Below are 20822 nucleotides of genomic sequence, written 5' to 3' on the forward strand. Positions count from 1 at the left end.
TTTCCTTCTTTGGCAAATTGATCGGTCAGTGACAACCAATGTATAGCCGCCAACCGCCTCCCGGGTTCGGAAAACCACCGGCCGCCAAGCCCCTCAAACGCCCCACGCAAGCAAGGGCGGTGTTCACCGTGCAGGCGATTTACGACGCCTTTGTTCGGATTTGGCGGCGGGACGGATGGGACGGCGTGAGCACGCGCGCGGTGGCGCTGGAAACCGGCGTGGCTATCGGCACCCTGTATGACTATTTCCCCAACAAGGCCGCGCTGCTGTCGGGCTATGTGCGGCATTGCATGGAGCAGTTGCTGCTGGCGATTGAACAGCAGGCGGTCACGCCGCCCGGGCTCACGGCCGAGCAGCGGCTGCGCACGCTGGTGCGCCTGGCCTGCGGCGCCGACACACCCGAGCTGCCCTGGTTTGACGCCGGCATGCTGGCGCTCGAAACCGGCATTGCCGAGGGCAAGCACCACAGGCGCGTGCACGAGGAATTGCTGGCCGCCTGGACGCGGGTCTTTGACGCTTGCACCGACCTGCCGCAGCGGCCTTCCGCCGACGCAATCCAGGCCATGCACATGGCGGTCTGGGGCGGACGCCGCTACGGCTTGCTGATAGGTCTCAGCGAGGCAGAAAGCCTTGAATGGGCGCGCCAGATGGAACGGCTGTGCCTGGCCTTACTCGATGCCGAATAAGGCTTACTTGTAGCGCTCGCGCGCCAGCGCAGCGCCCTGCGCCAGCGCCTGCAGTTTCTTGAGCGCCACTTCCCGGTCCATGGGCGCCAGGCCGCAGTTGGTGCAAGGCAGCAAACGGTTCTTGGGCACGTATTGCAGCGCCTTGCCTATGGTGTCGGCCACCTGTTCTGGAGTTTCAATCTCGTCGCTGGCCACGTCGATCACGCCGACCATCACGTCCTTGCCGTCGAGCAGCGCCATCAGGTGCGGCGGCACGTGCGAGTGGTAGCACTCCAGGCTCACCTGCCGGATGGTGCTTTTGGCCAGCGCCGGAAACACGGTTTCGTATTGGCGCCATTCCTCGCCCAGCGAGGCCTTCCAGTCGGTGTTGGCCTTGATGCCGTAGCCGTAGCAAATGTGCACGGCCGTCGTGCAAGTGAGGTCCTGCGCCGCGCGCTCCAGCGCCTTCACGCCCCAGTCGGCGGCTTCCTTCATGTAGACGTTGAAGGCCGGCTCGTCGAACTGGATGATGTCCACGCCGTCGGCCTGCAGGGCCAGCGCTTCCTGGTTCAACAGCTCGGCAAAAGCCATGGCCATCTTGACCTTGTCGCCGTAGAACTGGTCGGCCACGGTGTCGACGATGGTCATGGGCCCGGGCAGGGTGAACTTGATTTTTTTATCGGTGTGCGCGCGCAGCAGGCGCGCTTCGGCGGCATGCACGCGCCCCTTGAGCTTGAGCGCGGCCACTACCTGCGGCACCATGGCGTCGTAGCGGTTGTTGCGTATGCCCATCTTGACCTTGTGCTCGAAGTCGATGCCTTCGATCTGCTCGAGAAAGCCGTGCACAAAATGCTGGCGCGACTGCTCGCCGTCGCCGATCACGTCCAGGCCCGCGTCTTCTTGCGCCTTGATCCACAACAAGGTGGCGTCGGCCTTGGCCTGCTTGAGTTCATCGCCTTCGGCCTTCCATTGCGGCCAGAGCTTGTTGGTTTCGGAGAGCCAGGCGGGTTTGGGCAGGCTGCCGGCGATGGTGGCGCTGAAAAGCGGCCGTGCGGAAGGCGTTGTCATGGGATTCTTTCCTTGTCTCAATCATTGTGGGTCGCCGCCCGGGGTCTCAGAAAAACTCGCGGGCCAGCAGTTCGTAAGAGCGGCGGCGGGCGGCGGGGTCGTGCGCCCAGGTGATCACCACCAGCTCTTCAACCTCCAGTGTATTAGCCAAGGCCCGCAATTTGGCGGCGACCTGCGGGCCGCTGCCGACCAGCGCATTCGCCCTGAGTCTGTCGACCTCTGGCTGCTCGGCCGGTGTGTAGGGCCGCAACGCCACCTCTTCGGGCGAAGGCAGGGCCGCCAGCGCGCCGCGGTTGCGGTCTATCTTCCAGCGCTCGCGGCCTGAAAAATGGTGCCAGGCCTCCGCCTCGGTGTCGGCCGCCAGCGCCCAGACGCAGAGCACGGCTTGCTGCGTGGGGTGGCGCGGGCTGGGGCGGTAATTGGCGCGGTAGAGCTCCAGCGCCTGTTCGGCACCCTGCCCGTCGGTGATGAAGTAAGCGAACGCATAAGGCAGGCCGTAGTGGGCGGCCAGCTGTGCGCCGTAATCGGAGCTGCCGAGCATCCACATTTCGGGTGTGGTCGGGCCCATGGGGTTGGCCGTGACGCCGCGGCCCGGGTGGCCTTCAGGCAGATCAATACCAGCCAGCCAGGCTTGCAGCTCGCGCACCTGGACCGGAAAATTCTCGGCCGACTGGCGCGGGTCGCTGCTGAGCAGCCGCGCCGTGCGCATGTCCGAGCCCGGTGCGCGGCCCACGCCCAGGTCGATGCGGCCCGGCGCAATCGCTTCCAGCACGCGGAACTGCTCGGCCACCTTGAGCGCCGCGTAGTGCGGCAGCATGACGCCGGCGCTGCCCACGCGGATGCGACTGGTCGTGGCGGCAATCGCGGCCATCAGCACCTCGGGCGCCGAGCCCACGATGCTCGGGTGGCTGTGGTGTTCGCTGACCCAGAAGCGGCGGTAGCCCAGCGCTTCGCAGTGGCGCGCCAGCTGCAGGGTTTCACGGATGGAGGCGTCTTCCGTGCGGCCGGTGACGGCGACGGACTGGTCTAGGACGGAGAGGCTGATCATGGTCGGGCCACTATAGCCAGCAGCGATAAACCGCGCTTGGCGGGGGTTTCGCCGGCGGCACTGCGGGCTCTGTTCCAATAGAGGGTTAGTTCCCGTCCAGACCCGAGATAAAGAAGTACATCCTTATGGCACTCAAAGCCACTATCTATAAAGCTCAGTTAGCCCTGTCCGACATGGACCGCAATATCTACGCCGACCACAGCGTGACGATTGCGCGCCACCCCTCGGAAGCCGACGAGCGCATGATGATCCGCTTGCTGGCCTTCGCGCTCAATGTGCCGGCCGACGACAAGAAAGGCAACCTCGAGTTCGCCAAGGATTTGTGGGACGTGGACGAAGCCGCGCTCTGGCACAAGGACTACACCGAGCAGATCCTGCACTGGATCGACGTCGGCCAGCCCGACGACAAGCGCCTCATGAAAGCCGCCGGCCGCGCAGAGCGCGTCAGCGTCTACAGCTTCGCCAGCAGCACGCCGGTCTGGTGGAAAAACATCGAGACCAAACTCACACGCGCGGCCAACCTCGTGGTCTGGCAGATCGACGCGGCCGAAAGCCAGGCGCTGGCCAAGCTCGCCGAACGCAGCATGCAGTTGCAGGTGACGGTGCAGGACGGCACGGTGTGGATGAGCACCGGACTCGGATCGGTAGAGATCACGCCGCGGCGGCTGACGGCCGGCGAATAGAAAACCTAGGAAGCCTGGGGCGGCCGGGCTTTCGCATCCTGGTGCTGGCCTTGATGCTGGTAAGGCGGCAGCTTCGCGCCGCAATGAAAGCAGAAGTCCGCCTCGGGCAGGTGGCCTTCGGTCAGGCATTCATGGCAGGTGCGCGTGGTGGGCAGGGCCAGGTGCTGCAGGCGCCGCTCGGCCGCCATTTCGGCCGTCACGATGCCGGTGGGCACGGCCAGGATGCCCCAGCCCAGCAGCATCATGAAAGACGAGATCAGCCGGCCCAGGTCGGTCTTGGGCGTGATGTCGCCAAAGCCCACGGTGGTGACGGTGCTGATGGCCCAGTAGACCGAGGTCGGGATGCTGGTGAAGCCGTTGGACGGCCCTTCAACCACATACATCACCGTCCCCATGACCAGCACCATCATCACCACGGCTGACAAGAAGACCAGGATCTTGCGGCCGCTGGCGGCTAAAGCCCGGCCCAGGGACTGGTACTCGGCAACATAGGCCGCGAGCTTGAAGATGCGGAACACGCGCAGCAGCCGCAGCACACGCACATCGATGAGGGCGTGCAGTTCGGGAAAGAACAGCGCCAGGTAGGTCGGCAGCACCGCGACCAGGTCGATGATGCCGAAAAAGCTGGTCGCGTATTGCAGCGGCTTGCGCACGCAGACCAGGCGGGCGATGTACTCGGCGGTGAACAGCAGCGTGAAGATCCATTCGACCACCGCGAAAGCGCGTCCGTGCGAGGCATGGATGGCCTGCACGCTGTCGGCCATGACCACGGYGATGCTGACCAGGATCAGGGCGATCAGCGCCTTGTCGAACCAGCGCCCCGCGCGGGTGTCGGCCTCAAAGATGATGGTGTACAGGCGCAGCCGCCAACCGGACAGCGGCTTGTCTTCCGGGTCTTGCGCGGGGGCCGGAGCGGGTGAGGTTTTGGCCATGGTGCTACGCGCCAATCGTGATTTTCAAACGGGCTCTCCGGAAACAGGGCACGGCGGCCGGGAGGTTCAGGGCTTCTCGGCTTCCTGCAGCGCGCGCCACATGACCTTGCCCGAGCCGCTTTTGGGCAGCGCATCGACAAACTGCACCACGCGCGGATATTTATAAGCCGCCATGTTATCCCGGCACCAACTGATGATGTCTTCCTCGCTCGTTTTCCCCTTCGCAGCGGGGCGCAGCACCACCACGGCCTTGACGGTTTCGCCGCGGTAGGCGTCGCGGGTCGAGATCACGCAGGCTTCCTGGATAGCCGGGTGCTTGAACATCAAGGCCTCGACCTCGGCCGGCCAGACCTTGAAGCCCGAAGCGTTGATCATGCGCTTGAGCCGGTCGGTGATAAAGAAATAGCCCTGCTCGTCCACGCGGCCCAGGTCGCCGGAGCGGAAGAAGCGCTTGCCGTCGAGTTCGACAAAAGCCTGCTCCGTCGCGTCGGGGCGCTTCCAGTAGCCCTGGAACACCTGCGGCCCGCTCATGACGATTTCGCCCTGCTCGCCCTGCGGCACTTCCTTGAGCGTGAGCGGGTCGATCACGCGTGCGTCGCAGCTCACGAAGGGCACGCCCAGGCATTGCTGCTTGGTGGCGTCATAGGGGTTGCTGTGCGAGGGCGCGGCGGTTTCCGTGAGGCCGTAGCCTTCGGCAAAACGCAGGCCGTATTGCTCCCAGAGGCGCTGCGCCACCGCTTGCGGCATGGCCGCGCCGCCGCCGCCTATGTAGACCAGGCTGCTGAGGTCGAAGTCGGCAAAGTTGGGACTGGCCAGCAGGTCTATCACCATGGTCGGGATGTTGGTCCAGTGCGTCACGCGCCAGCGCGAGATCAGGCGCCCGGCCAGTTCGCGATCCCAGCGCGGCATGATGACCAGCGTCGCGCTGCCGTAAATGGACGCATGCATCACCGACACCATGCCGGTGATATGGAACATGGGCACCACGGACAGCGTCACGTTCTCAAACGTGCTGCCGCCCCACAGGCAACTGGCCACCGCGTTGTGCATGATGCTGGCATGGGTGTGCATGCAGCCCTTGGGCAGGCCGGTGGTGCCGCTGGTGTAGGGCAGCACGGCCAGGTCTTGCGGCGTGGCGGTGTGTGGGGGCAGGTCTCCTGTACCCGCAATCGCCTCGGCCCAGTCCATCACGCTGCCGCCCTCCAGCGCCGGCAGTGCATGGCGCGTGCGCAGCCAGTCACGCCAGGCCGGCGGCATGGCCGCGTCGCCCTCGCCTCCCCCGGCGATGTCGAAGGCGTCGCTGTAGTGCGTGACCACCATGTGCGCCAGCCGCTCGCCGGGTTCCAGCTGCGCGTTGGCTTTCGCCAGCTCGGCCGCCAGGTCGGCCGACGTGATGGCGACTTTCGCGTCGGGGTCGGTGATGTAGTGCTTGAGTTCCTCTGCCCGGTTCATCGGGTTGACCGGCACCACCACGGCGTTGGCGCGCAGGATCGCAAAGTGCGCGATCACCCACTGCGGGCAGTTCTGCATATTGAGCACCACGCGATCGCCGCTGCGCACACCCAGGCTGTGCAGCGTGGCGGCCAGGCGTTCGGCTTGCCGCATCACTTCGGCATAGCTGAGTACGCGGTTAAAGAACACCAGCGCGGGCTTGTCAGGGAAACGCAGCGCGCTGACCGCGAGGTTGTGCCACAGCGAGGTCGCCGGCGGCGTGATGCTGTGCGGCAGGCGTTTGGGCCAGACCTGGTGGTGCAGCGTGTGCAGCGTCGCGGCAGGGGCGGCCTGGCCGGTATCGGAATCAAGGGTCAAGAAAGGGCTCCAGGCAAGTGCTGACGTGGGGCCCCAGCCTACCGCGAGTCCGCGCCGCCCACATCCGGGAAGCTCCGTATAAATCACTGTCACTTGAGTGACCGGCGCTCACTATGATGAAGCTGCACCGCGTGGGCTTTCGCTGGAGGCCGCGGGCCTTCCGCCGTTTTCTCGCCTTCACCACGGACCCGTGCCGCTTACACGCGGAAACAAGACAACTGGAGACTTCATGAATCGCTTCTTCGCCCTGCCCCGCAAAGTCCTCACGGCACTGGCCGCGGCCGCCCTGGCTTCCTCCGCGTCCATGGCGGCCTTTCCCGACAAGCCCATCCGCGTCGTCATCGGCTTCCCGGCCGGCGGCCCGCTGGACCAGCATGCGCGTTTGCTGACCGAACGCCTGCAGGCGGTGCTGGGCCAGCCCATCGTGATCGACTACAAGTCGGGCGCCGGCGGCACCGTGGGCGCGCAGGACGTGATGAAGGCCGCTCCCGACGGCTACACCCTGATGCTGGCCAACACCGGCGTGATGGTGATCAACCCCGCGCTGTACAGCAAGCTGCCCTATGCCACGCTGAAGGACTTCACGCCGATCGCGCGCACCGCCATGCAGCCGCTGGCTCTGCTGGTCAACCCCAAACTGCCGGTGAACAACCTGCAGGAATTCATCGCCTATGCCAAGGCCAGGCCGGGCCAGGTCAACTACGGCTCGGCCGGCAACGGCGGCATCAGCCATCTTGTCCCCGAGATGTTCAAGAACGCCACCGGGCTGTTCATGGTGCACATTCCCTACCGGGGCAGCGCGCCGGCCTTTACCGACCTGATGGCCGGCCAGGTGCAGTTCATGGCTGAATCGATCCCGCAGGCCGCCAATTACCACAAGCAAGGCAAGGTGCACGCGCTGGCCGTGACCAGCAAAGAGCGCAACCCGGCCCTGCCGGATATCCCGACCGTCATTGAATCGGGCATCAAGGGCTTTGAGGTGGTGGGCTTCTACGGTTTCCTCGCACCCGCAGGCCTGCCCAAGGACGTGACCGCCAGACTCAGCGACGCCTTCAAGCAGGTGATGAGCAACCCCGAGATCCGCAACCGCATGGTGACCCAGGGCGCCGACCCGGCCTTTATGGGCAGCGAAGAGTTCGCGCAGTTCCTGGCCACGGAAATGCCGCGCTGGGCGCAAGCCGTCAAGGCTTCAGGCGCCAAGATGGACTGAGGGCCCGCGCCAGGAAAATCCCCGTTCTGGTGCACCCGGCCACCACAAAGCCACAAGCCGGTGCGCAGGCACGCCAGTCAGGTGCGCAAAACTTGTATACCAGTTGGTTGAACCAGCCAAACGGGCTGGCACGGGATATGCACTGCCCTGTGCATGGCCACCGCCCCCGACATCAGCAATCGCATCATCGAAGCCGTGATGGCGCAAAAGCTTGCGCCCGGCTCGCGACTGGGCGAGCAGCAGCTGGCGTTGCTGTTTGACTGCAGCCGCACCATCGTCCGTGAAGCCCTGACCCGGCTGGCGGTGCGCGGCATTGTCACCGTCAGCAGCCGGCGCGGCTGGTATGTGATCGAGCCCTCCCAGGAAGAAGCGCGCGAGGCCTTTGAGGCGCGCCGCGTGATCGAGATGGGCCTGATCCGCTGCACCACCGACGTCAGCAAGGCCGCCATCAAGCAGCTCAAAAGCCATCTGACCCGCGAAAAAGCCGCCATCAAGGGCGACGACGTGGGCCTGCGCAGCTTTTTGCTGGGCGACTTCCACGTGTGCCTGGCCGAATGCCTGGGCAACAGCCTGCTGGCCGACACCCTGCGCGACTTCACCGCGCGCACCACCCTGATCGCCATGCTCTACCAGTCCTCGCACGACGCGGCCCAGTCCTGCGAAGAGCATGTGCTCATCGTGCAGGCACTGGAAAAAGGCGACCTGGCGAAAGCCGAAAAACTCATGCAGGCGCACATCGGCAGCGTGCAGGCCGCGCTCAAGCTGCAGGCGGGCGGCGGTGATCCGCTGGCGCAACTGCGCAGCGCACTGAGCCCGCTGGCCGCGCAAGCCCCTGCCGACAAACCGGCGTCTTCCCCGCCTTCCCGTGTTCGCAAGCCCGGCCGTGCCTCGGCCAAAACCACAGACGATTCCTCAACCTACCTTGGAGCCCTGCTATGAAGTCCAGCAAACGCGTTTTCTCTTTCGCCCTCGCCGCAGCCGCCGTGCTGGCCGCCTCCGGCGCCCATGCGCAAAACGCGCTGGACGACATCATGAAGGCCAAGGAAATCAAGATCGCCATCCCGACCGACTTCCCGCCTTACGGCATGGTCGGCACCGACCTCAAGCCCCAGGGCCTGGACGTGGAGATGGCCGGCTACATCGCGCAAAAACTCGGCGTCAAGATTGAACTCCTGCCCGTGACCAGCGCCAACCGCATCGCCTACCTGCAAACCAAGAAGGCCGACCTGGTGATCTCCACGCTGGGCAAAACCCCGGAGCGCGAAAAAGTCATCGACTTCACCGCCGCCTACACTCCATTCTTCCAGGCCGTGTTCGGCCCCAAGAGCATCAGCATCAAATCGTTTGCCGACCTCAACGGCAAAACCATCAGCGTGACCCGCGCCGCCCTGGAAGACCAGGAACTGAGCAAGGTCGCGCCCGCCGGCACGGACATCAAGCGCTTTGAAGACAACAACACCACGGTGTCGGCCTACACCGCCGGCCAGGTGCAACTGATCGCTACCGGCGCGTCGGTCGCAGGCAACATGATGGCCAAGAACCCGCAACTCAACACCGAATACAAGCTGTTGCTGAAAGACTCGCCCAACTTCATCGGGGTCGGCAAGGGCGAAGACAAGCTGCGCCTGAAAGTCAATGAAATCATCGCCGAGGGCAAGAAATCAGGCGACCTCGACAAGCTGGCCATGAAGTGGCTCGGCCGTCCTGCCGGCGATTTGCCGCAGTAAGTTGTACACCCCCGTTGCGGTTCGCTTCGCGTAACCGCCTCCCCCCTTGCAGGGGGCGCCGCTGGTGGCCCGGCTAAGCCGGTTCCACTGCGGCTGCTGGTAGGGAAGAACCGACGGTGATCTTTCAAAGGATGTGACCCATGCGTGTCGAGCTTGATTTCATGGCCGTGCTGTCGCAATGGCCGCTGCTGGCCACCGGTGTCGTGTGGACGCTGGGCCTGACGGCGATCTCGTCGGTGCTGGGCGTATTCATGGGCATGGGCTTTGCCTGGGCGCGTGCCAGCGGGCCGACCTGGCTGCGCTGGGTGGTGGGCGCTTACGTCGAGTTGATTCGCAACACGCCTTTTATCGTGCAGCTGTTTTTTATCTTCTTCGGCCTGCCGGCCGCGGGCTTCAAGCTTTCGCCCGAAACCGCCTCGGTGCTGGCCATGGTGATCAACCTGTCGGCCTACGCCACCGAGATCATCCGCGCCGGTGTCGAAGCCACGCCGCGCGGGCAGGTCGAGGCGGCCGAAAGCCTGGCGCTCAATCGGGTGCAGATCTACACCCGCGTGGTGCTGCCGCCGGCGCTCAAGAAGGTCTGGCCGGCCATGGTGAGCCAGATCATCATCGTGATGCTGGGCTCGGCCGTCTGCGGGCAGATCTCCACGCAGGAACTGTCTTATGCCGCCAACCTGATCCAGGGCCGCAACTTCCGGGCCTTTGAGGCTTTCATCATTGCCACCTTGATTTACCTGGCCCTTTCCGTAGCAGTGCGCAAGCTCCTTAACTGGGCTGGTCCCCGCTTCCTCTTCGGCCGATAACCCAAGACAGGTACACCATGATCGAATTCACCGTCTGGGACATCTTCCGCAACCTGCTGCTGGCGGCGCGCTGGACCATCGTTCTCTCGCTGGTCGCCTTCATCGGCGGCGGCATTGTCGGCGCGCTGCTGCTGGTGGGCCGGCTGTCGGCCGCGCGCGCGGTGCCGGGCGCGCAGAAAGCCGCGCGCATCGCACGCCGCGCGCTCGACGGCTATGTGCTGCTGTTCCAGGGTACGCCACTGCTGATGCAGCTCTTCCTGGCCTACTTCGGCCTGGCGCTGTTCGGCATCAACGTGCCGGCCTGGGTGGCGGCCGCGGTGGCGCTCACGCTGTACACCAGCGCCTACCTGGCCGAGATCTGGCGCGGCTGTGTCGACGCGATCCCCAAGGGCCAGTGGGAAGCCGCGCAAAGCCTGGCGCTCAACTTCGGCGAGCAGTTGCGCTACATCGTGCTGCCGCAGGCCGTGCGCATCGCCGTGCCGCCCACTGTCGGCTTCCTGGTGCAGGTGGTCAAAGGCACCGCCCTGGCCTCGGTGATCGGTTTCATCGAGCTGACCAAGGCCGGCACCATGATCACCAACGCCACCTTCAAACCTTTTGTGGTGTACAGCTGCGTCGCGCTGATGTACTTCGCGCTGTGTTTCCCCATATCCCTGTATGCCCGCAAGCTTGAGAGGAAAGCCAGAAATGGACGCTAACCCTAACGCCACAGCCACCCCATCCCTCGCCACGGCCGATAGGACACTGGTCGAAATCAACCAGTTGCGCAAAAGCTTCGGTACCAACGAGGTCTTGAAAGGCATAGACCTCGAAGTCAAGGCCGGCGAAGTGATCGCCATCATCGGCAAAAGCGGTTCGGGCAAAAGCACTCTGCTGCGCTGCATCAACGGGCTGGAAGTCTTCCAGAGCGGCACGCTGCGCGTGGACGGCAAACACCTGCTGCACGACAACCCGCAGGTCATGCGCGAGCTGCGCCAGCGCGTGGGCATGATCTTCCAGAGCTTCAACCTGTTCCCGCACCTGACGGTCGGCAAGAACATCATGCTGGCACCCACGCTGGTCAAGAAGACGGCCGGCGCCCCCGCCGCCGAGCACGCGCGCGCGTTGCTGCAGCGCGTGGGCCTGGCCGAAAAATTCGATTCCTGGCCCGACCAGCTTTCGGGCGGGCAGCAGCAGCGCGTGGCGATCGCGCGCGCGCTGGCGATGCAGCCTTCGGTGCTGCTGTGCGACGAGATCACCTCGGCGCTGGACCCGGAACTCGTGGGCGAGGTGCTGCAGGTGGTGGAAAGCCTGGCCGCCGAGGGCATGACGCTGTTGATGGTGACGCACGAGATGAATTTCGCCCGCAAGGTCTGCGACCGCGTGGTCTTTATGCACCAGGGGCGCGTGCACGAGATCGGCCCGCCCGACGAGGTGTTCTCCAACCCGCAGACCGCCGAGCTCAAGCAGTTCCTCGGCATGATCCAGTAAGCACGGGCGACCAGCTCGCACCGGCCGGCTTCGGGGCTCTGCAAAGCGCACCAAAGCTGCGCGTCAAAGGGCCATGGCTTGCCCAGGCCTGGCTTTTTTGGCGTCAACTTGCCCCCGGCCCTGCAGGGTCGGGCCGCTTCCCGCACAATGGCGGGGACAGACTGACCCCGCTCCTGATTTGATCGCTGCTTGCGCCCGCCACCCCTGGGCGACTTGCGCGGTCCCGCCGACCCGACGCCGCCTTCATGAACACCATGCCCCCCATCCTGTATTTCTTCGCCCTGTGCAACCTGGTCATAGGCAGCGGCGCCTTTGTGCTGGGCGGCATCCTGCAGCCCATGAGCCTCTCGCTGGGCATCAGCGTGGCGGCTGCCGGCCAGGCCATGACGGCCTATGCCGTGGCCACCGCCGTGCTGGCGCCGCTGCTCATCATCCTCACGGCCCGCTGGCCCCGCAAACGCGCGGTGCAACTGGCGCTGGCGCTGTTCACGGCGGGCTGCCTGGTGTGCGCCCTGGCGCCCAACCTGCCCTTGCTGCTGCTGGGCCGCGTGCTGATGGGTGCGGGCGCCATGTTCACCGCGGCAGCCTCGGCGCTGGCCGTCAGCATGGTGGTGCCCGCGCTGCGCGGCCGGGCGCTGTCCATCACCTTCCTGGGCATGAGCATCAGCTACGCCGTGGGCCTGCCCATAGGCGCCTGGCTGGGTTTTGAGTTCGGCTGGCGCGTGCCGGTGTGGCTGTCGGCGGCGGCAAGCCTGACGGCGCTGGTCGCTGCCAGCTGGCTGATTCCCGCCAACATGGCCAGCGCCGGCACCAGCTTCGCGGGCTTCCAGGCCGCCGCGCGCCAGGGCGCGGTGCTGCGCGTGTGGGGCCGCACCCTGCTGTACTTCATCGCCATCTTCAGCGTGTTTGCCTATGTCGGGCCGGTGCTGCAGGCGCTCAACCCCATGAACTCGGCGCAACTCTCGGCCACGCTGGCGGTCTTCGGCCTGGCCGGTGTCGGCGGCACGCTGATGGGCGGCTGGGCGACGGATCGCTTCGGCGCGCTGCGCACCCTGCGCGTGCAGCTGGCCGTGCTGGTCGCGATGATGTGCCTGCTGCCGCTCACGCGCGGCAATGTACCGGCCACCATGGCCGTGCTGGTGGCCTGGGGCATCGCGGGCTTCGGCCTGATGGCGCCGCAGCAAAGCCGGCTGGCCAGCCTCTCGCCGGCGCAGGCGCCGCTGCTGCTGAGCCTCAACGGCTCCATGCTCTACGTGGGCACGGCGTTGGGCGCTGTGATCAGCGGCGCGCTGCTGGATCAAGTGGGCTTTGCGCAACTGGGTTGGGTGGGCGTGCCCTTCGGCCTGCTGGCCATGCTGACCCTGGTGTTTGACCGCATGCCGTCGCGTGTGACGGCCTCGGCGGCCGCCTAGACCTTTTCCTGCAATCAAGCCATGACAGCCCAGGACCAGCTCGACACCCTGCAAAACGCCCTGCGGCAATTGCGCGACGACACCCTGGGCGTGGCCGACTTTTCGCAACTCGCGATGCGGCAGGCAAGCCTGTCGGCGTCGCTACCCGAGCGTTTCGGCGACGTGCTGTCGCAGTTGCTGAACCGGCTTGAGTCCAGCGCGCTGTTCACCGAAGAAAGCTGCTCCTTCAGCCGTGGGGACTTGCTGGACAGCCTGCAGCTGTGGCTGGACAAGGCCCGGCTGCAGCTTCAAAAAAACTGAGGCCGCCGGGCGATCCAGCTCCGTTGGTCAACGGCCGCCATCATGGCCGTGGCGATGATGGACGTCCGGGTAATGGGCATGGCTGTGGGTCACGGGCTCGTGCCTGTGGGGATGCGAATGCGTTCCCGCGACCGCGGGCGTATGGTCGTGCGTATGGTGCTCGTCGTGCGTGTGCGCGTGTTCATGCTCCAGGACGTCATGCGTATGCACATGCGCGTGGTGCTCGGTCAGGTGCAGCCAGATACCGTATGCCATCAGCGCGGCGGCCGCCAGGAGTTTCCAGGTGATGGGCTCCGCCAGAAACACCACGGAAAACAGCGCCCCGACAAACGGCGCCGTCGAAAAGTAAGCCCCGGCCCGCGAAGTCCCCAGATGCCGCAAGCCGACGACAAAAAGCGCCAGGCTCACACCGTAGGCCAGCAGCCCGACCCCCATGGCGATGGCTGTTTTTCCCGAGCCCGGCAGCGCCGCCCCCATCAGGAAAGCCAGCAACAGGTTCGTGACGCCTGCAGCCAGCCCTTTCACGCAGGCAATCCATGAAGCATCCGTCAGCGACACCTTTCGCGTGAAGTTGTTGTCCAGAGCCCAGAAAAAACACGCCAGCAGCACCGCGGATGCCGGCCACAGCAAGGCAAATGTGGACGTTGATGGATCAGATGAATCAGACTGGGGCCAGCTGAGCAGCAGCGCGCCCGCCACGATGGCGGCCATGCCCAGCGCGATCCGCCTGTCGACGTTTTCCTTGAACACCATCCATGCCAGCACGGCCGTCAACACCGCTTCGGCATTGAGCAGCAAGGCGGCGTGGCTGGAAGGCATGGCCGACAGCCCGTACATCAACAGCACCGGCGCGATGCCGCCGCCGCACAGCACCGCGGCGGCCAGCCAGCGCATCTCGCCAGGGGCCAGGCGCGGGCGGGCGGCGCGCCGCATCCGGCGATACACGAACAGGCCCAGGCCGGATCCCAGGTACAAAAGCCCGGCCAGCATCCAGGGACTCATCTCGCCGAGCAGCCATTTGGCCAGCGGCGTCCCCGCGCCGAACAGCAAGGCCGATGCCAGCGCGGCCGCGACACCCGGGCTCAAAGAGCGCGCCAAAAGTTTCAAATGCCTGACTCCTCTGAAAATCAAAAAGAAAATTCACTTCCAATTCGCCATTTTCGACCATGCTGCCATTCCCCTGCCGGCACCCTATCCATAGGGTAGGGCATGAGTCGGCAAAAATCGGATGCACGTGCGCGGAACTTTCCGGGCACATCCCCTATCATTCACCGATGCGCCATTTGCTCTTCGCCGTCCTGATCGCCTTGCTGCCCTTGCGCGGCTGGGTGGGCGACGCGATGGCCACGCAGATGGCGGCCGGCCAGCTTCAGCATCAAGCGACGCAAGTGGCCGCCGAGGCCGGCCACCTTCATGAAGACGCGGAGACGGCTCATACCGGCCACGCTACAGAGACGCCGGCCCTGCACGACTGCGCGGAACAACCCACGGATGGCGGCAACAGCCATTCAGCCGACGGCCATTGCGAAACCTGCGCCGCCTGCCAGGCCTGCCACACGGTGGCGCTGTCACTTGCGGCGCCTGGCGCCATGCCTCATTTCAGCGCACCCACCCTGCCCCGTCCGGCGGCAGACTCCTTCGCCAGCGCCGATGCCGCGCTGCGCCAGAAACCGCCCATTTCCTGATCTCCAGGCCCGTAGTGGGTCTGTACTTGCCATCCAGCACAGTCCTTTGCGGCTGAACGTGCTGGGCCTTGCGATGCCCGCCATCGCACCCGCTTGTATTTCAGGAGATTTTTGTGAACACCCGTGTCATTTCAAACCCGCACGCCTGGGTGCTGGCTTTGCTGCTGTCCGCGGCATCCGCCGCCAACGCGCAGGCCCCAACCCCCTACCCGCGGCTGGATCCCCGGCCCACCGAACAGGCGGCCGACCCGGCCTCACCTGTCCCGGCTGTCTTCTACGCGTCGGCCTTTGCGGGCCTGCCCACCGGTGTCGAACTCGCCGCCGATGACTGGAAAAAAGCCAACGCCGCCGCAGGCCAGTTCCCGCGAGGGCATGCCGACCTGCTGAAGTGGGAACAGGCCCGGGAAGTCAAGCCCGCGGCGCCCGCCGCCCAAAAACCATGAGGCCGGCCATGAACAGTTTCTTTCTTCGTCGCCGGCCCGGCCTGCGGCAACTGGGCACGCCGGCCTTGCTGTTTCTCACACTCACGGCTCGCGCGGCCGTGCCCTTCGACGGCGGCGTCAGCGGCCTGGAGGCGCTGGCCCAGGGCCAGGCGTCCACCCCTGTCGCCATCGCGCGGCCGGGCACGGATTCCGGAGCGGCCATCGCGCCCTTGCTGGCGGCAGGCCCGCTCAGCGCCGACACGGCGGTGCGCATTGCCCTGCTCAACAATCCCGGCCTGCAGGTCTCGCTGGCCGCGCAAGGCGTGAATGTCTCGGATGCCGCCCTCCCCGCCAGCCCGGCCAGACGCCAGGCCGGCCAGGACATGGCCCTGCTGTCGGCCCAGGTGCGGCAAGCCTGGACACGCGCCGTCGCGGCCGCGCAGATCGCGCGCCTGATGGCCGACGCCAAAGACAGCGCGGAAGCCGGCGGCGAGTTGGCCCGCCGCATGGCGCGCGCCGGCAACTGGAGCAAGTTGCAGCAGGCGCGCGAACAACTGCTGCTGGCCGATGCGGCAGCGCAACTCGCGCGCGCCCGTCAAGCGGCTTTCAGCGAGCGCGAAAAGCTGGTCGTGGCGCTGGGCCTGTGGGGTGCGCAAACCGGCTTTGCGCTGCCGGACCGCCTGCCCGAACTGCCGGTACGGCCCCAGGAATTGCCCGACGTGGAAAGCCGCGTTCTGCAGCAGCGGCTGGACCTGCAGGTGGCGGCGGTGCAGTGGGCGCGGCAGCGCGCAAGCCGGCGCGAACCCGGCGCCGACGCGCTGTGGGACGCGATGGGCAATGCGGCCCGCGTGCGCGAGCTGGCGGTCAAAGCCCGCAGTGAAGCGCGCGAGGCCTACCACGGCTACCGCACGGCCTGGGACCTGGCCAGCCACTACGAGAAGGAAGTCCTGCCCTTGTCGCGCTTCGTCAACGACGAGACCCTGCTGCGCTACAACGGCATGCTGGCCAGCGTCTTTGAGCTGCTGGCCGAAGCGCGCGCGCAAACACAGGCCGCGAGCGAAGCGGTCCTGGCCCAGCGCGACTTCTGGCTGGCCGATATAGCCCTGCGCACCGTGCTGGCCGGCGCGCCCTACGACGCGCTTTCCGGCGCATCCGCGGAACGCTCCTCCTCCAATGGCGCGGCCGCAGCCGCTCCCTGAGGCCAGGCCCGCATCACAAATAAACAGGACATTTCATGAATCGACGACATTTCTTCAACCGCGCCGCCACGGCAGGCATGAGCGCCGTGGCCGCCGCCTCCGTCAGCAAGGTGGCCATGGCCGCCCTGCCCGAGCCGGCCGCCATGACGCATGCCAACACGGCCGCGCCACTCACCCCGCCCAACGGCCGGCCCTACAACCCCGTGGTCACGCTCAACGGCTGGACCCTGCCCTGGCGCATGAACAACGGCGTCAAGGAGTTCCACCTGGTGGCCGAACCCGTGGTGCGCGAGATGGCGCCCGGCTTCAAGGCCCATATGTGGGGCTACAACGGGCAGAGCCCAGGCCCGACCATCGAGGTGGTGGAAGGCGACCGTGTGCGTATCTTCGTCACCAACAAGCTGCCTGAGCACACCAGCGTCCATTGGCACGGACAGCGCCTGCCGAATGGCATGGACGGTGTGGCCGGCCTGAACCAGCCGGCGATTCCCGTAGGCAAGACCTTTGTCTACGAGTTCATCGCGCGGCGGCCCGGCACCTTTATGTACCACCCGCATGCCGACGAGATGACGCAGATGGCCATGGGCATGATGGGCTTCTGGGTGACCCACCCCAAGGAAAAACACCCGCTGATCGCCGAGGTGGACCGCGACTTTGTTTTCCTGCTCAACGCCTACGACATAGAGCCCGGCAGCATGACGCCGAAAATCATGACCATGCTGGACTTCAATTTGTGGAGCTGGAACAGCCGCATCTTCCCCGGCATAGACCCGCTGGTGGTGCGCAAAAATGACAAGGTGCGCATCCGCGTGGGCAACCTGACCATGACCAACCACCCGATCCACCTGCACGGCCATGAGTTCACGGTGACCGGCACCGACGGCGGGCCCACGCCAAAGCCGGCCCGCTGGCCCGAAGTGACCACCGACGTGGCCGTGGGCCAGATGCGGCAACTGGAGTTTCTCGCCGACGAGGAAGGCGACTGGGCGTTTCATTGCCACAAGAGCCACCACACCATGAACGCCATGGGCCACAACGTGCCCACCATGCTGGGCGTGGACCACCGCGGCCTGGTCGGCAAAATCCAGAAAGCCGCGCCCGACTACATGGTGATGGGCGAGCGCGGCATGGCCGACATGGGCAGCATGGAAATGCCGATTCCCGACAACACCGCGCCCATGATGACCGGCAAGGGGCCTTATGGCGGCGTGGAGATGGGCGGCATGTTCAGCATGCTCAAGGTGCGCGCCGGCCAGAAACCTGGTGACTACAAGGACCCGGGCTGGTACCGCCAGCCGCCCGGCACGCAGGCTTTTGAGTGGAAGGGCGAGCTACCCGAAGCAACACGCGACAGGGCCGGCAGCGCAGCCGCCGTACCTTCCACCGAAGTCCAGATCCGCAAGCCCGCGGGCCATGGCAGCCATTGACGCTCTGCCATTGACGCTCTTTCTCCATTCAACACAATTCAAGGAACATCATGAAATTTCAATCCACGCTTCAATCCATCGCCGTTTGTGCCATCGTCGTGGGGGCCTCGGCCGCTTTAGCCCACGGCAACGAAGACCATGCGGGCAAGCCGCCCGCAGCCGCCAGAAAAGAACAAAAGGACTGGGGCATTGCCGGTGACGCTAAATCGGTCACCCGCACCGTGACGCTGACCATGAGCGATACCATGCGCTTCACACCCGACAAGCTAGCCTTCAAGCAGGGCGAAACCGTGCGCTTTGTGATCAGCAACCAGGGGAAACTCCTGCACGAACTGGTGATCGGCACCAAACCGGAGCTCGATGCGCATGCCGCGATGATGGTGAAATTCCCAGGGATGGAACACGACGAGCCCTATATGGCACATGTACCCGCCAGCAAGTCGGGCGAGCTGGTCTGGACCTTCAACCGTACCGGTGAATTCGACTTCGCCTGCCTGATCGCCGGCCACTACCAGGCCGGCATGGTCGGCAAGATCAGCGTGACGCGCTGAAACGGATTCACCGATTTTTCATCCGACACAAGGAGCACACGATGCAAAGACGACAACTGATTCAGGCCATGGCCGTGATCGCCGGCCCCGCTATCGCGCCGGCACTGCTGGCGCAGACCTTGCCCCAGGTCGAGGTCTGGAAAGACCCCGATTGCGGCTGCTGCAAGGACTGGGTGGCGCACCTCGAGGCCAACGGCTTCGCGGTGCGCGTGCACGACAGCGGCAACACGGCCGCTCGCAAGCGCCTGGGCATCCCGGACAAGCTCGGTTCCTGCCATACCGGTGAGGTCAGCGCCAAAGGCAAACGCTACGCGCTGGAAGGCCATGTGCCGGCCCGCGAGGTGCAGCGCCTGCTCAAGGAGGCCCCCAAAGCCATTGGCCTGGCCGTGCCCGGCATGCCGGTCGGCTCGCCCGGCATGGATGCGCCGCTGTATGCCGGGCGCAAGGACCCCTACGACGTGCTGCTCGTTCTTCAAGACGGCAGCAGCCGTATTTATCAAAGCTATCACCGCGTTTGACAAGGAATCACCATGAAACATCTGAAACAAGCACTGTTCACGCTGTTCGCCACGCTGGCCGCTTCCGCAGCCCTGGCGCAAGCCACCGCTCCGCTGACCGAAGGCGAAATCCGCAAAGTCGACAAGGAGGCCGGCAAGCTCACGATCAAGCACGGCGAGATCAAAAACCTGGAGATGCCGCCCATGACCATGGTGTTCCGGGTCAGCGACCCCGGGCTGCTGGAGTCGCTGAGCGCGGGCGACCAGGTCGGTTTTCACGTCGAGAAGGTGGACGGCCAGTTCACGGTGACCGCGATTGAAAAAAGGGTGAAATAAGCAAGGGGCGGCAGCGTGATAAGGTTGCCCGCATGTCCAAAACCATACGCTACACCCTGCTGTCGCTGCGCGACCTGACGGTCTCCGCCGGCCCGTTCATCCTGCTGGCCGTCGCATTGCTGGCGCTGGCCTACTGGTGGCTGGACCCGAATCCGCCCAAGCGCGTGACGCTGGCCACCGGTCCGGCGCAAAGCGCGTATGAGGAATTCGGCAAACGCTACGCCAGGGCCCTGGCGGCCGAGGGCATCCAGGTGGTCCTGCAGCCCTCGGAGGGCTCGGCCGCCAACCTCCAGCTGCTGCGTGAAGGCAAGGTGGACGTGGGTTTTGTCCAGGGCGGCACCAGTGACTACACCGACCAGGACGAGGAAGACCTGGCTTCGCTCGGCAGCCTGTTTGTGGAGCCGCTCTGGCTGTTCTACCGCGAGGACGCCGCGCGCAGGGTGGCCGCCGCGGCGCGGGCGGCCAAGAATCCGGGCGGCCGACCGGCCAAAGCAGACCCGATAGAGGACGCCAGCCTGGCATCGCTCACGCAGTTGCAAGGCCTGCGCGTCAACGTGGGCACGCCCGGCAGCGGCGTTCCCAGCCTGATGGCCAAACTGCTGGACAGCAACCGCATTGACGCCGCGACGCTGAAACTGTCCCGGCTGGAGCAGACGCCCGCCACCGTGGCCTTCCTGGGCGGCGAGCTGGACGCCATCGTGTTCGCATCCGCGCCCGAATCGCTGATGGTGCAGATGCTGCTGCAGACGCCCGGCGTGAAGCTGATGAACTTCGCCCAGAGCGAGGCCTATTCCCGGCGTTTCGCCTTCCTCACGCCCACACGCCTGCCGCGCGGCGTGGTGGACCTGGCCGGCAACATCCCGCCCGACGACGTGCGGCTGGTGGCGTCCACCACCTCGCTGATCACGCGCACCGGCACCCACCCCGCGCTGCAGCAATTGCTGGCCCAGGCGGGCAACGAGATCCACGGCGGGGCCGGCTGGTTCAAGAACGCCCGCGAATACCCCAACCGCGACAACAGCGAGCTGCCCATTTCCAAGGAAGCCGAGCGCGCCATCAAGAACGGCACACCGGTGCTGCAGCGCTACCTCCCCTTCTGGGTGGCCAACCTGGTCGAGCGCATGTGGCTGGTGATGGGCATCATCATCGCCATCATGCTGCCGCTGTCGCGCATCATCCCGCCGCTATACGCGTTTCGTGTGCGCTCGCGCATCTTCCGCTGGTACGGCCGGCTGCGCGACATCGAAAACCGGGTGGACGGCAGCGGCGACGGCGACCGCAACAGCGCCAAAAACCAGGCCCTTCTGGAAGAACTCAACGACCTGGACCGCCGGGCCGAAAAGATCACGGTGCCACTGTCCTATGCAGACGAGCTGTATGCGCTGCGCGCCAACATCCACCTGGTGCGAAAAAAGCTGCAGCGGCTTTAGCGCCATTCGCGCCGCAAAGAGGCGCGCGGCACCTTAAAAGGGCAGTGAAAAGCCCGATTCAGGGCAAGTGCCGGGCCTACGCGGTTTCTTTAACCCTAAAGTAAACCCCTGTGTCGGCATAGCAATTGCTCTGCTAGTATCGCCCGAT

The 20822-nt window shown here is 65.5% G+C and carries 23 protein-coding genes; 18 read left to right on the plus strand and 5 right to left on the minus strand.

The window, feature by feature from the left end:
• The first annotated feature begins 38 nt into the window (after positions 1-38).
• Positions 39-686 (plus strand): TetR/AcrR family transcriptional regulator, encoded by a 648-nt coding sequence (locus AC1D1Y_RS14435; protein ID WP_477682923.1) that lies wholly within the window; start codon positions 39-41, stop codon positions 684-686.
• A 3-nt stretch (positions 687-689) separates the two neighbouring features.
• Here the strand turns inward: AC1D1Y_RS14435 and AC1D1Y_RS14440 are convergent, their stop codons facing one another.
• The gene (locus tag AC1D1Y_RS14440) at positions 690-1733 is read right to left on the minus strand and encodes a methionine synthase (protein ID WP_477655259.1); all 1044 of its coding nucleotides are present in this window, start codon (positions 1731-1733) and stop codon (positions 690-692) included.
• A gap of 46 nt (positions 1734-1779) precedes the next feature.
• Positions 1780-2778: an LLM class flavin-dependent oxidoreductase gene (locus AC1D1Y_RS14445; RefSeq protein ID WP_477682968.1), complete on the minus strand. Its 999-nt coding sequence runs from the start codon at positions 2776-2778 to the stop codon at positions 1780-1782.
• 128 nt (positions 2779-2906) lie between these two features.
• Here AC1D1Y_RS14445 and AC1D1Y_RS14450 point away from each other — a divergent pair, with 128 nt between their 5' ends.
• Positions 2907-3464, plus strand: coding sequence for a YaeQ family protein (locus tag AC1D1Y_RS14450; protein ID WP_477677267.1), 558 nt, complete (start codon positions 2907-2909; stop codon positions 3462-3464).
• Positions 3465-3469: 5 nt separating this feature from the next.
• On the opposite strand, the gene AC1D1Y_RS14455 is transcribed toward AC1D1Y_RS14450, so the two are convergent.
• The gene (locus AC1D1Y_RS14455; RefSeq protein WP_477682924.1) at positions 3470-4396 is read right to left on the minus strand and encodes an ion transporter; all 927 of its coding nucleotides are present in this window, start codon (positions 4394-4396) and stop codon (positions 3470-3472) included.
• 66 nt (positions 4397-4462) lie between these two features.
• Positions 4463-6205 (minus strand): long-chain fatty acid--CoA ligase, encoded by a 1743-nt coding sequence (locus tag AC1D1Y_RS14460; RefSeq protein WP_477682925.1) that lies wholly within the window; start codon positions 6203-6205, stop codon positions 4463-4465.
• A gap of 229 nt (positions 6206-6434) precedes the next feature.
• Here AC1D1Y_RS14460 and AC1D1Y_RS14465 point away from each other — a divergent pair, with 229 nt between their 5' ends.
• The 8 genes from AC1D1Y_RS14465 to AC1D1Y_RS14500 all read left to right on the plus strand — a co-directional run bounded on the left by AC1D1Y_RS14465 (position 6435) and on the right by AC1D1Y_RS14500 (position 13127).
• Positions 6435-7415: a Bug family tripartite tricarboxylate transporter substrate binding protein gene (locus tag AC1D1Y_RS14465; protein WP_477682926.1), complete on the plus strand. Its 981-nt coding sequence runs from the start codon at positions 6435-6437 to the stop codon at positions 7413-7415.
• A gap of 153 nt (positions 7416-7568) precedes the next feature.
• On the plus strand, positions 7569-8354 hold the full coding sequence (locus AC1D1Y_RS14470; RefSeq protein WP_477682927.1) for a GntR family transcriptional regulator: 786 nt from the start codon (positions 7569-7571) through the stop codon (positions 8352-8354).
• Complete coding sequence (locus tag AC1D1Y_RS14475) at positions 8351-9142, plus strand: transporter substrate-binding domain-containing protein (protein ID WP_477682928.1); 792 nt, start codon at positions 8351-8353, stop codon at positions 9140-9142. Before AC1D1Y_RS14470 ends, AC1D1Y_RS14475 begins: the two co-directional genes overlap by 4 nt.
• A gap of 140 nt (positions 9143-9282) precedes the next feature.
• Entirely contained in the window at positions 9283-9945 is a 663-nt protein-coding gene (locus AC1D1Y_RS14480; RefSeq protein ID WP_477682929.1) for an amino acid ABC transporter permease, read from the plus strand.
• A 17-nt stretch (positions 9946-9962) separates the two neighbouring features.
• Positions 9963-10643 (plus strand): amino acid ABC transporter permease, encoded by a 681-nt coding sequence (locus AC1D1Y_RS14485; RefSeq protein ID WP_477682930.1) that lies wholly within the window; start codon positions 9963-9965, stop codon positions 10641-10643.
• Positions 10633-11415 carry an amino acid ABC transporter ATP-binding protein gene (locus AC1D1Y_RS14490; protein ID WP_477682931.1) on the plus strand — a complete coding sequence of 261 codons (783 nt, stop codon included), beginning with the start codon at positions 10633-10635 and terminating at the stop codon, positions 11413-11415. Before AC1D1Y_RS14485 ends, AC1D1Y_RS14490 begins: the two co-directional genes overlap by 11 nt.
• A 245-nt stretch (positions 11416-11660) precedes the next feature.
• Positions 11661-12827 carry an MFS transporter gene (locus tag AC1D1Y_RS14495; RefSeq protein ID WP_477682932.1) on the plus strand — a complete coding sequence of 389 codons (1167 nt, stop codon included), beginning with the start codon at positions 11661-11663 and terminating at the stop codon, positions 12825-12827.
• Positions 12828-12848: 21 nt separating this feature from the next.
• Positions 12849-13127, plus strand: a complete 279-nt coding sequence (locus AC1D1Y_RS14500) for a hypothetical protein (RefSeq protein WP_477682933.1) — start codon at positions 12849-12851, stop codon at positions 13125-13127.
• A gap of 27 nt (positions 13128-13154) precedes the next feature.
• On the opposite strand, the gene AC1D1Y_RS14505 is transcribed toward AC1D1Y_RS14500, so the two are convergent.
• Positions 13155-14234: a DMT family transporter gene (locus AC1D1Y_RS14505; RefSeq protein ID WP_477682934.1), complete on the minus strand. Its 1080-nt coding sequence runs from the start codon at positions 14232-14234 to the stop codon at positions 13155-13157.
• Between the two features lie 167 nt (positions 14235-14401).
• Here AC1D1Y_RS14505 and AC1D1Y_RS14510 point away from each other — a divergent pair, with 167 nt between their 5' ends.
• From AC1D1Y_RS14510 to AC1D1Y_RS14545, 8 genes are all read left to right on the plus strand, one after another.
• On the plus strand, positions 14402-14812 hold the full coding sequence (locus AC1D1Y_RS14510; RefSeq protein WP_477682935.1) for a hypothetical protein: 411 nt from the start codon (positions 14402-14404) through the stop codon (positions 14810-14812).
• Positions 14813-14925: 113 nt separating this feature from the next.
• Positions 14926-15255 carry a hypothetical protein gene (locus AC1D1Y_RS14515; RefSeq protein ID WP_477682936.1) on the plus strand — a complete coding sequence of 110 codons (330 nt, stop codon included), beginning with the start codon at positions 14926-14928 and terminating at the stop codon, positions 15253-15255.
• An 8-nt stretch (positions 15256-15263) separates the two neighbouring features.
• Positions 15264-16433 carry a TolC family protein gene (locus AC1D1Y_RS14520; RefSeq protein WP_477682937.1) on the plus strand — a complete coding sequence of 390 codons (1170 nt, stop codon included), beginning with the start codon at positions 15264-15266 and terminating at the stop codon, positions 16431-16433.
• A 35-nt stretch (positions 16434-16468) separates the two neighbouring features.
• Positions 16469-17860, plus strand: a complete 1392-nt coding sequence (locus AC1D1Y_RS14525) for a multicopper oxidase family protein (RefSeq protein ID WP_477682938.1) — start codon at positions 16469-16471, stop codon at positions 17858-17860.
• 50 nt (positions 17861-17910) lie between these two features.
• Positions 17911-18411, plus strand: coding sequence for a cupredoxin domain-containing protein (locus tag AC1D1Y_RS14530; protein ID WP_477682939.1), 501 nt, complete (start codon positions 17911-17913; stop codon positions 18409-18411).
• A 41-nt stretch (positions 18412-18452) separates the two neighbouring features.
• A complete protein-coding gene (locus AC1D1Y_RS14535; protein WP_477682940.1) occupies positions 18453-18929 on the plus strand; it encodes a DUF411 domain-containing protein in 477 nt (158 codons plus the stop codon).
• Between the two features lie 12 nt (positions 18930-18941).
• Positions 18942-19244, plus strand: a complete 303-nt coding sequence (locus AC1D1Y_RS14540; protein WP_477682941.1) for a copper-binding protein — start codon at positions 18942-18944, stop codon at positions 19242-19244.
• 32 nt (positions 19245-19276) lie between these two features.
• A complete protein-coding gene (locus tag AC1D1Y_RS14545) occupies positions 19277-20674 on the plus strand; it encodes a TAXI family TRAP transporter solute-binding subunit (protein WP_477682942.1) in 1398 nt (465 codons plus the stop codon).
• Positions 20675-20822 lie beyond the last annotated feature (148 nt).

It is taken from the genome of Polaromonas sp. P1_G1, assembly GCF_056405595.1.

Coding starts and splice junctions, on each gene's coding strand:
- AC1D1Y_RS14440 (WP_477655259.1), bottom strand. CDS start 1,733: ATGACAACGCCTTCCGCACGGCCGCTTTTCAGCGCCACCATCGCCGGC.
- AC1D1Y_RS14470 (WP_477682927.1), top strand. CDS start 7,569: ATGGCCACCGCCCCCGACATCAGCAATCGCATCATCGAAGCCGTGATG.
- AC1D1Y_RS14545 (WP_477682942.1), top strand. CDS start 19,277: ATGTCCAAAACCATACGCTACACCCTGCTGTCGCTGCGCGACCTGACG.
- AC1D1Y_RS14435 (WP_477682923.1), top strand. CDS start 39: ATGTATAGCCGCCAACCGCCTCCCGGGTTCGGAAAACCACCGGCCGCC.
- AC1D1Y_RS14525 (WP_477682938.1), top strand. CDS start 16,469: ATGAATCGACGACATTTCTTCAACCGCGCCGCCACGGCAGGCATGAGC.
- AC1D1Y_RS14500 (WP_477682933.1), top strand. CDS start 12,849: ATGACAGCCCAGGACCAGCTCGACACCCTGCAAAACGCCCTGCGGCAA.
- AC1D1Y_RS14475 (WP_477682928.1), top strand. CDS start 8,351: ATGAAGTCCAGCAAACGCGTTTTCTCTTTCGCCCTCGCCGCAGCCGCC.
- AC1D1Y_RS14540 (WP_477682941.1), top strand. CDS start 18,942: ATGAAACATCTGAAACAAGCACTGTTCACGCTGTTCGCCACGCTGGCC.
- AC1D1Y_RS14465 (WP_477682926.1), top strand. CDS start 6,435: ATGAATCGCTTCTTCGCCCTGCCCCGCAAAGTCCTCACGGCACTGGCC.
- AC1D1Y_RS14495 (WP_477682932.1), top strand. CDS start 11,661: ATGAACACCATGCCCCCCATCCTGTATTTCTTCGCCCTGTGCAACCTG.
- AC1D1Y_RS14530 (WP_477682939.1), top strand. CDS start 17,911: ATGAAATTTCAATCCACGCTTCAATCCATCGCCGTTTGTGCCATCGTC.
- AC1D1Y_RS14490 (WP_477682931.1), top strand. CDS start 10,633: ATGGACGCTAACCCTAACGCCACAGCCACCCCATCCCTCGCCACGGCC.
- AC1D1Y_RS14450 (WP_477677267.1), top strand. CDS start 2,907: ATGGCACTCAAAGCCACTATCTATAAAGCTCAGTTAGCCCTGTCCGAC.
- AC1D1Y_RS14520 (WP_477682937.1), top strand. CDS start 15,264: ATGAACAGTTTCTTTCTTCGTCGCCGGCCCGGCCTGCGGCAACTGGGC.
- AC1D1Y_RS14480 (WP_477682929.1), top strand. CDS start 9,283: ATGCGTGTCGAGCTTGATTTCATGGCCGTGCTGTCGCAATGGCCGCTG.
- AC1D1Y_RS14510 (WP_477682935.1), top strand. CDS start 14,402: ATGCGCCATTTGCTCTTCGCCGTCCTGATCGCCTTGCTGCCCTTGCGC.
- AC1D1Y_RS14535 (WP_477682940.1), top strand. CDS start 18,453: ATGCAAAGACGACAACTGATTCAGGCCATGGCCGTGATCGCCGGCCCC.
- AC1D1Y_RS14485 (WP_477682930.1), top strand. CDS start 9,963: ATGATCGAATTCACCGTCTGGGACATCTTCCGCAACCTGCTGCTGGCG.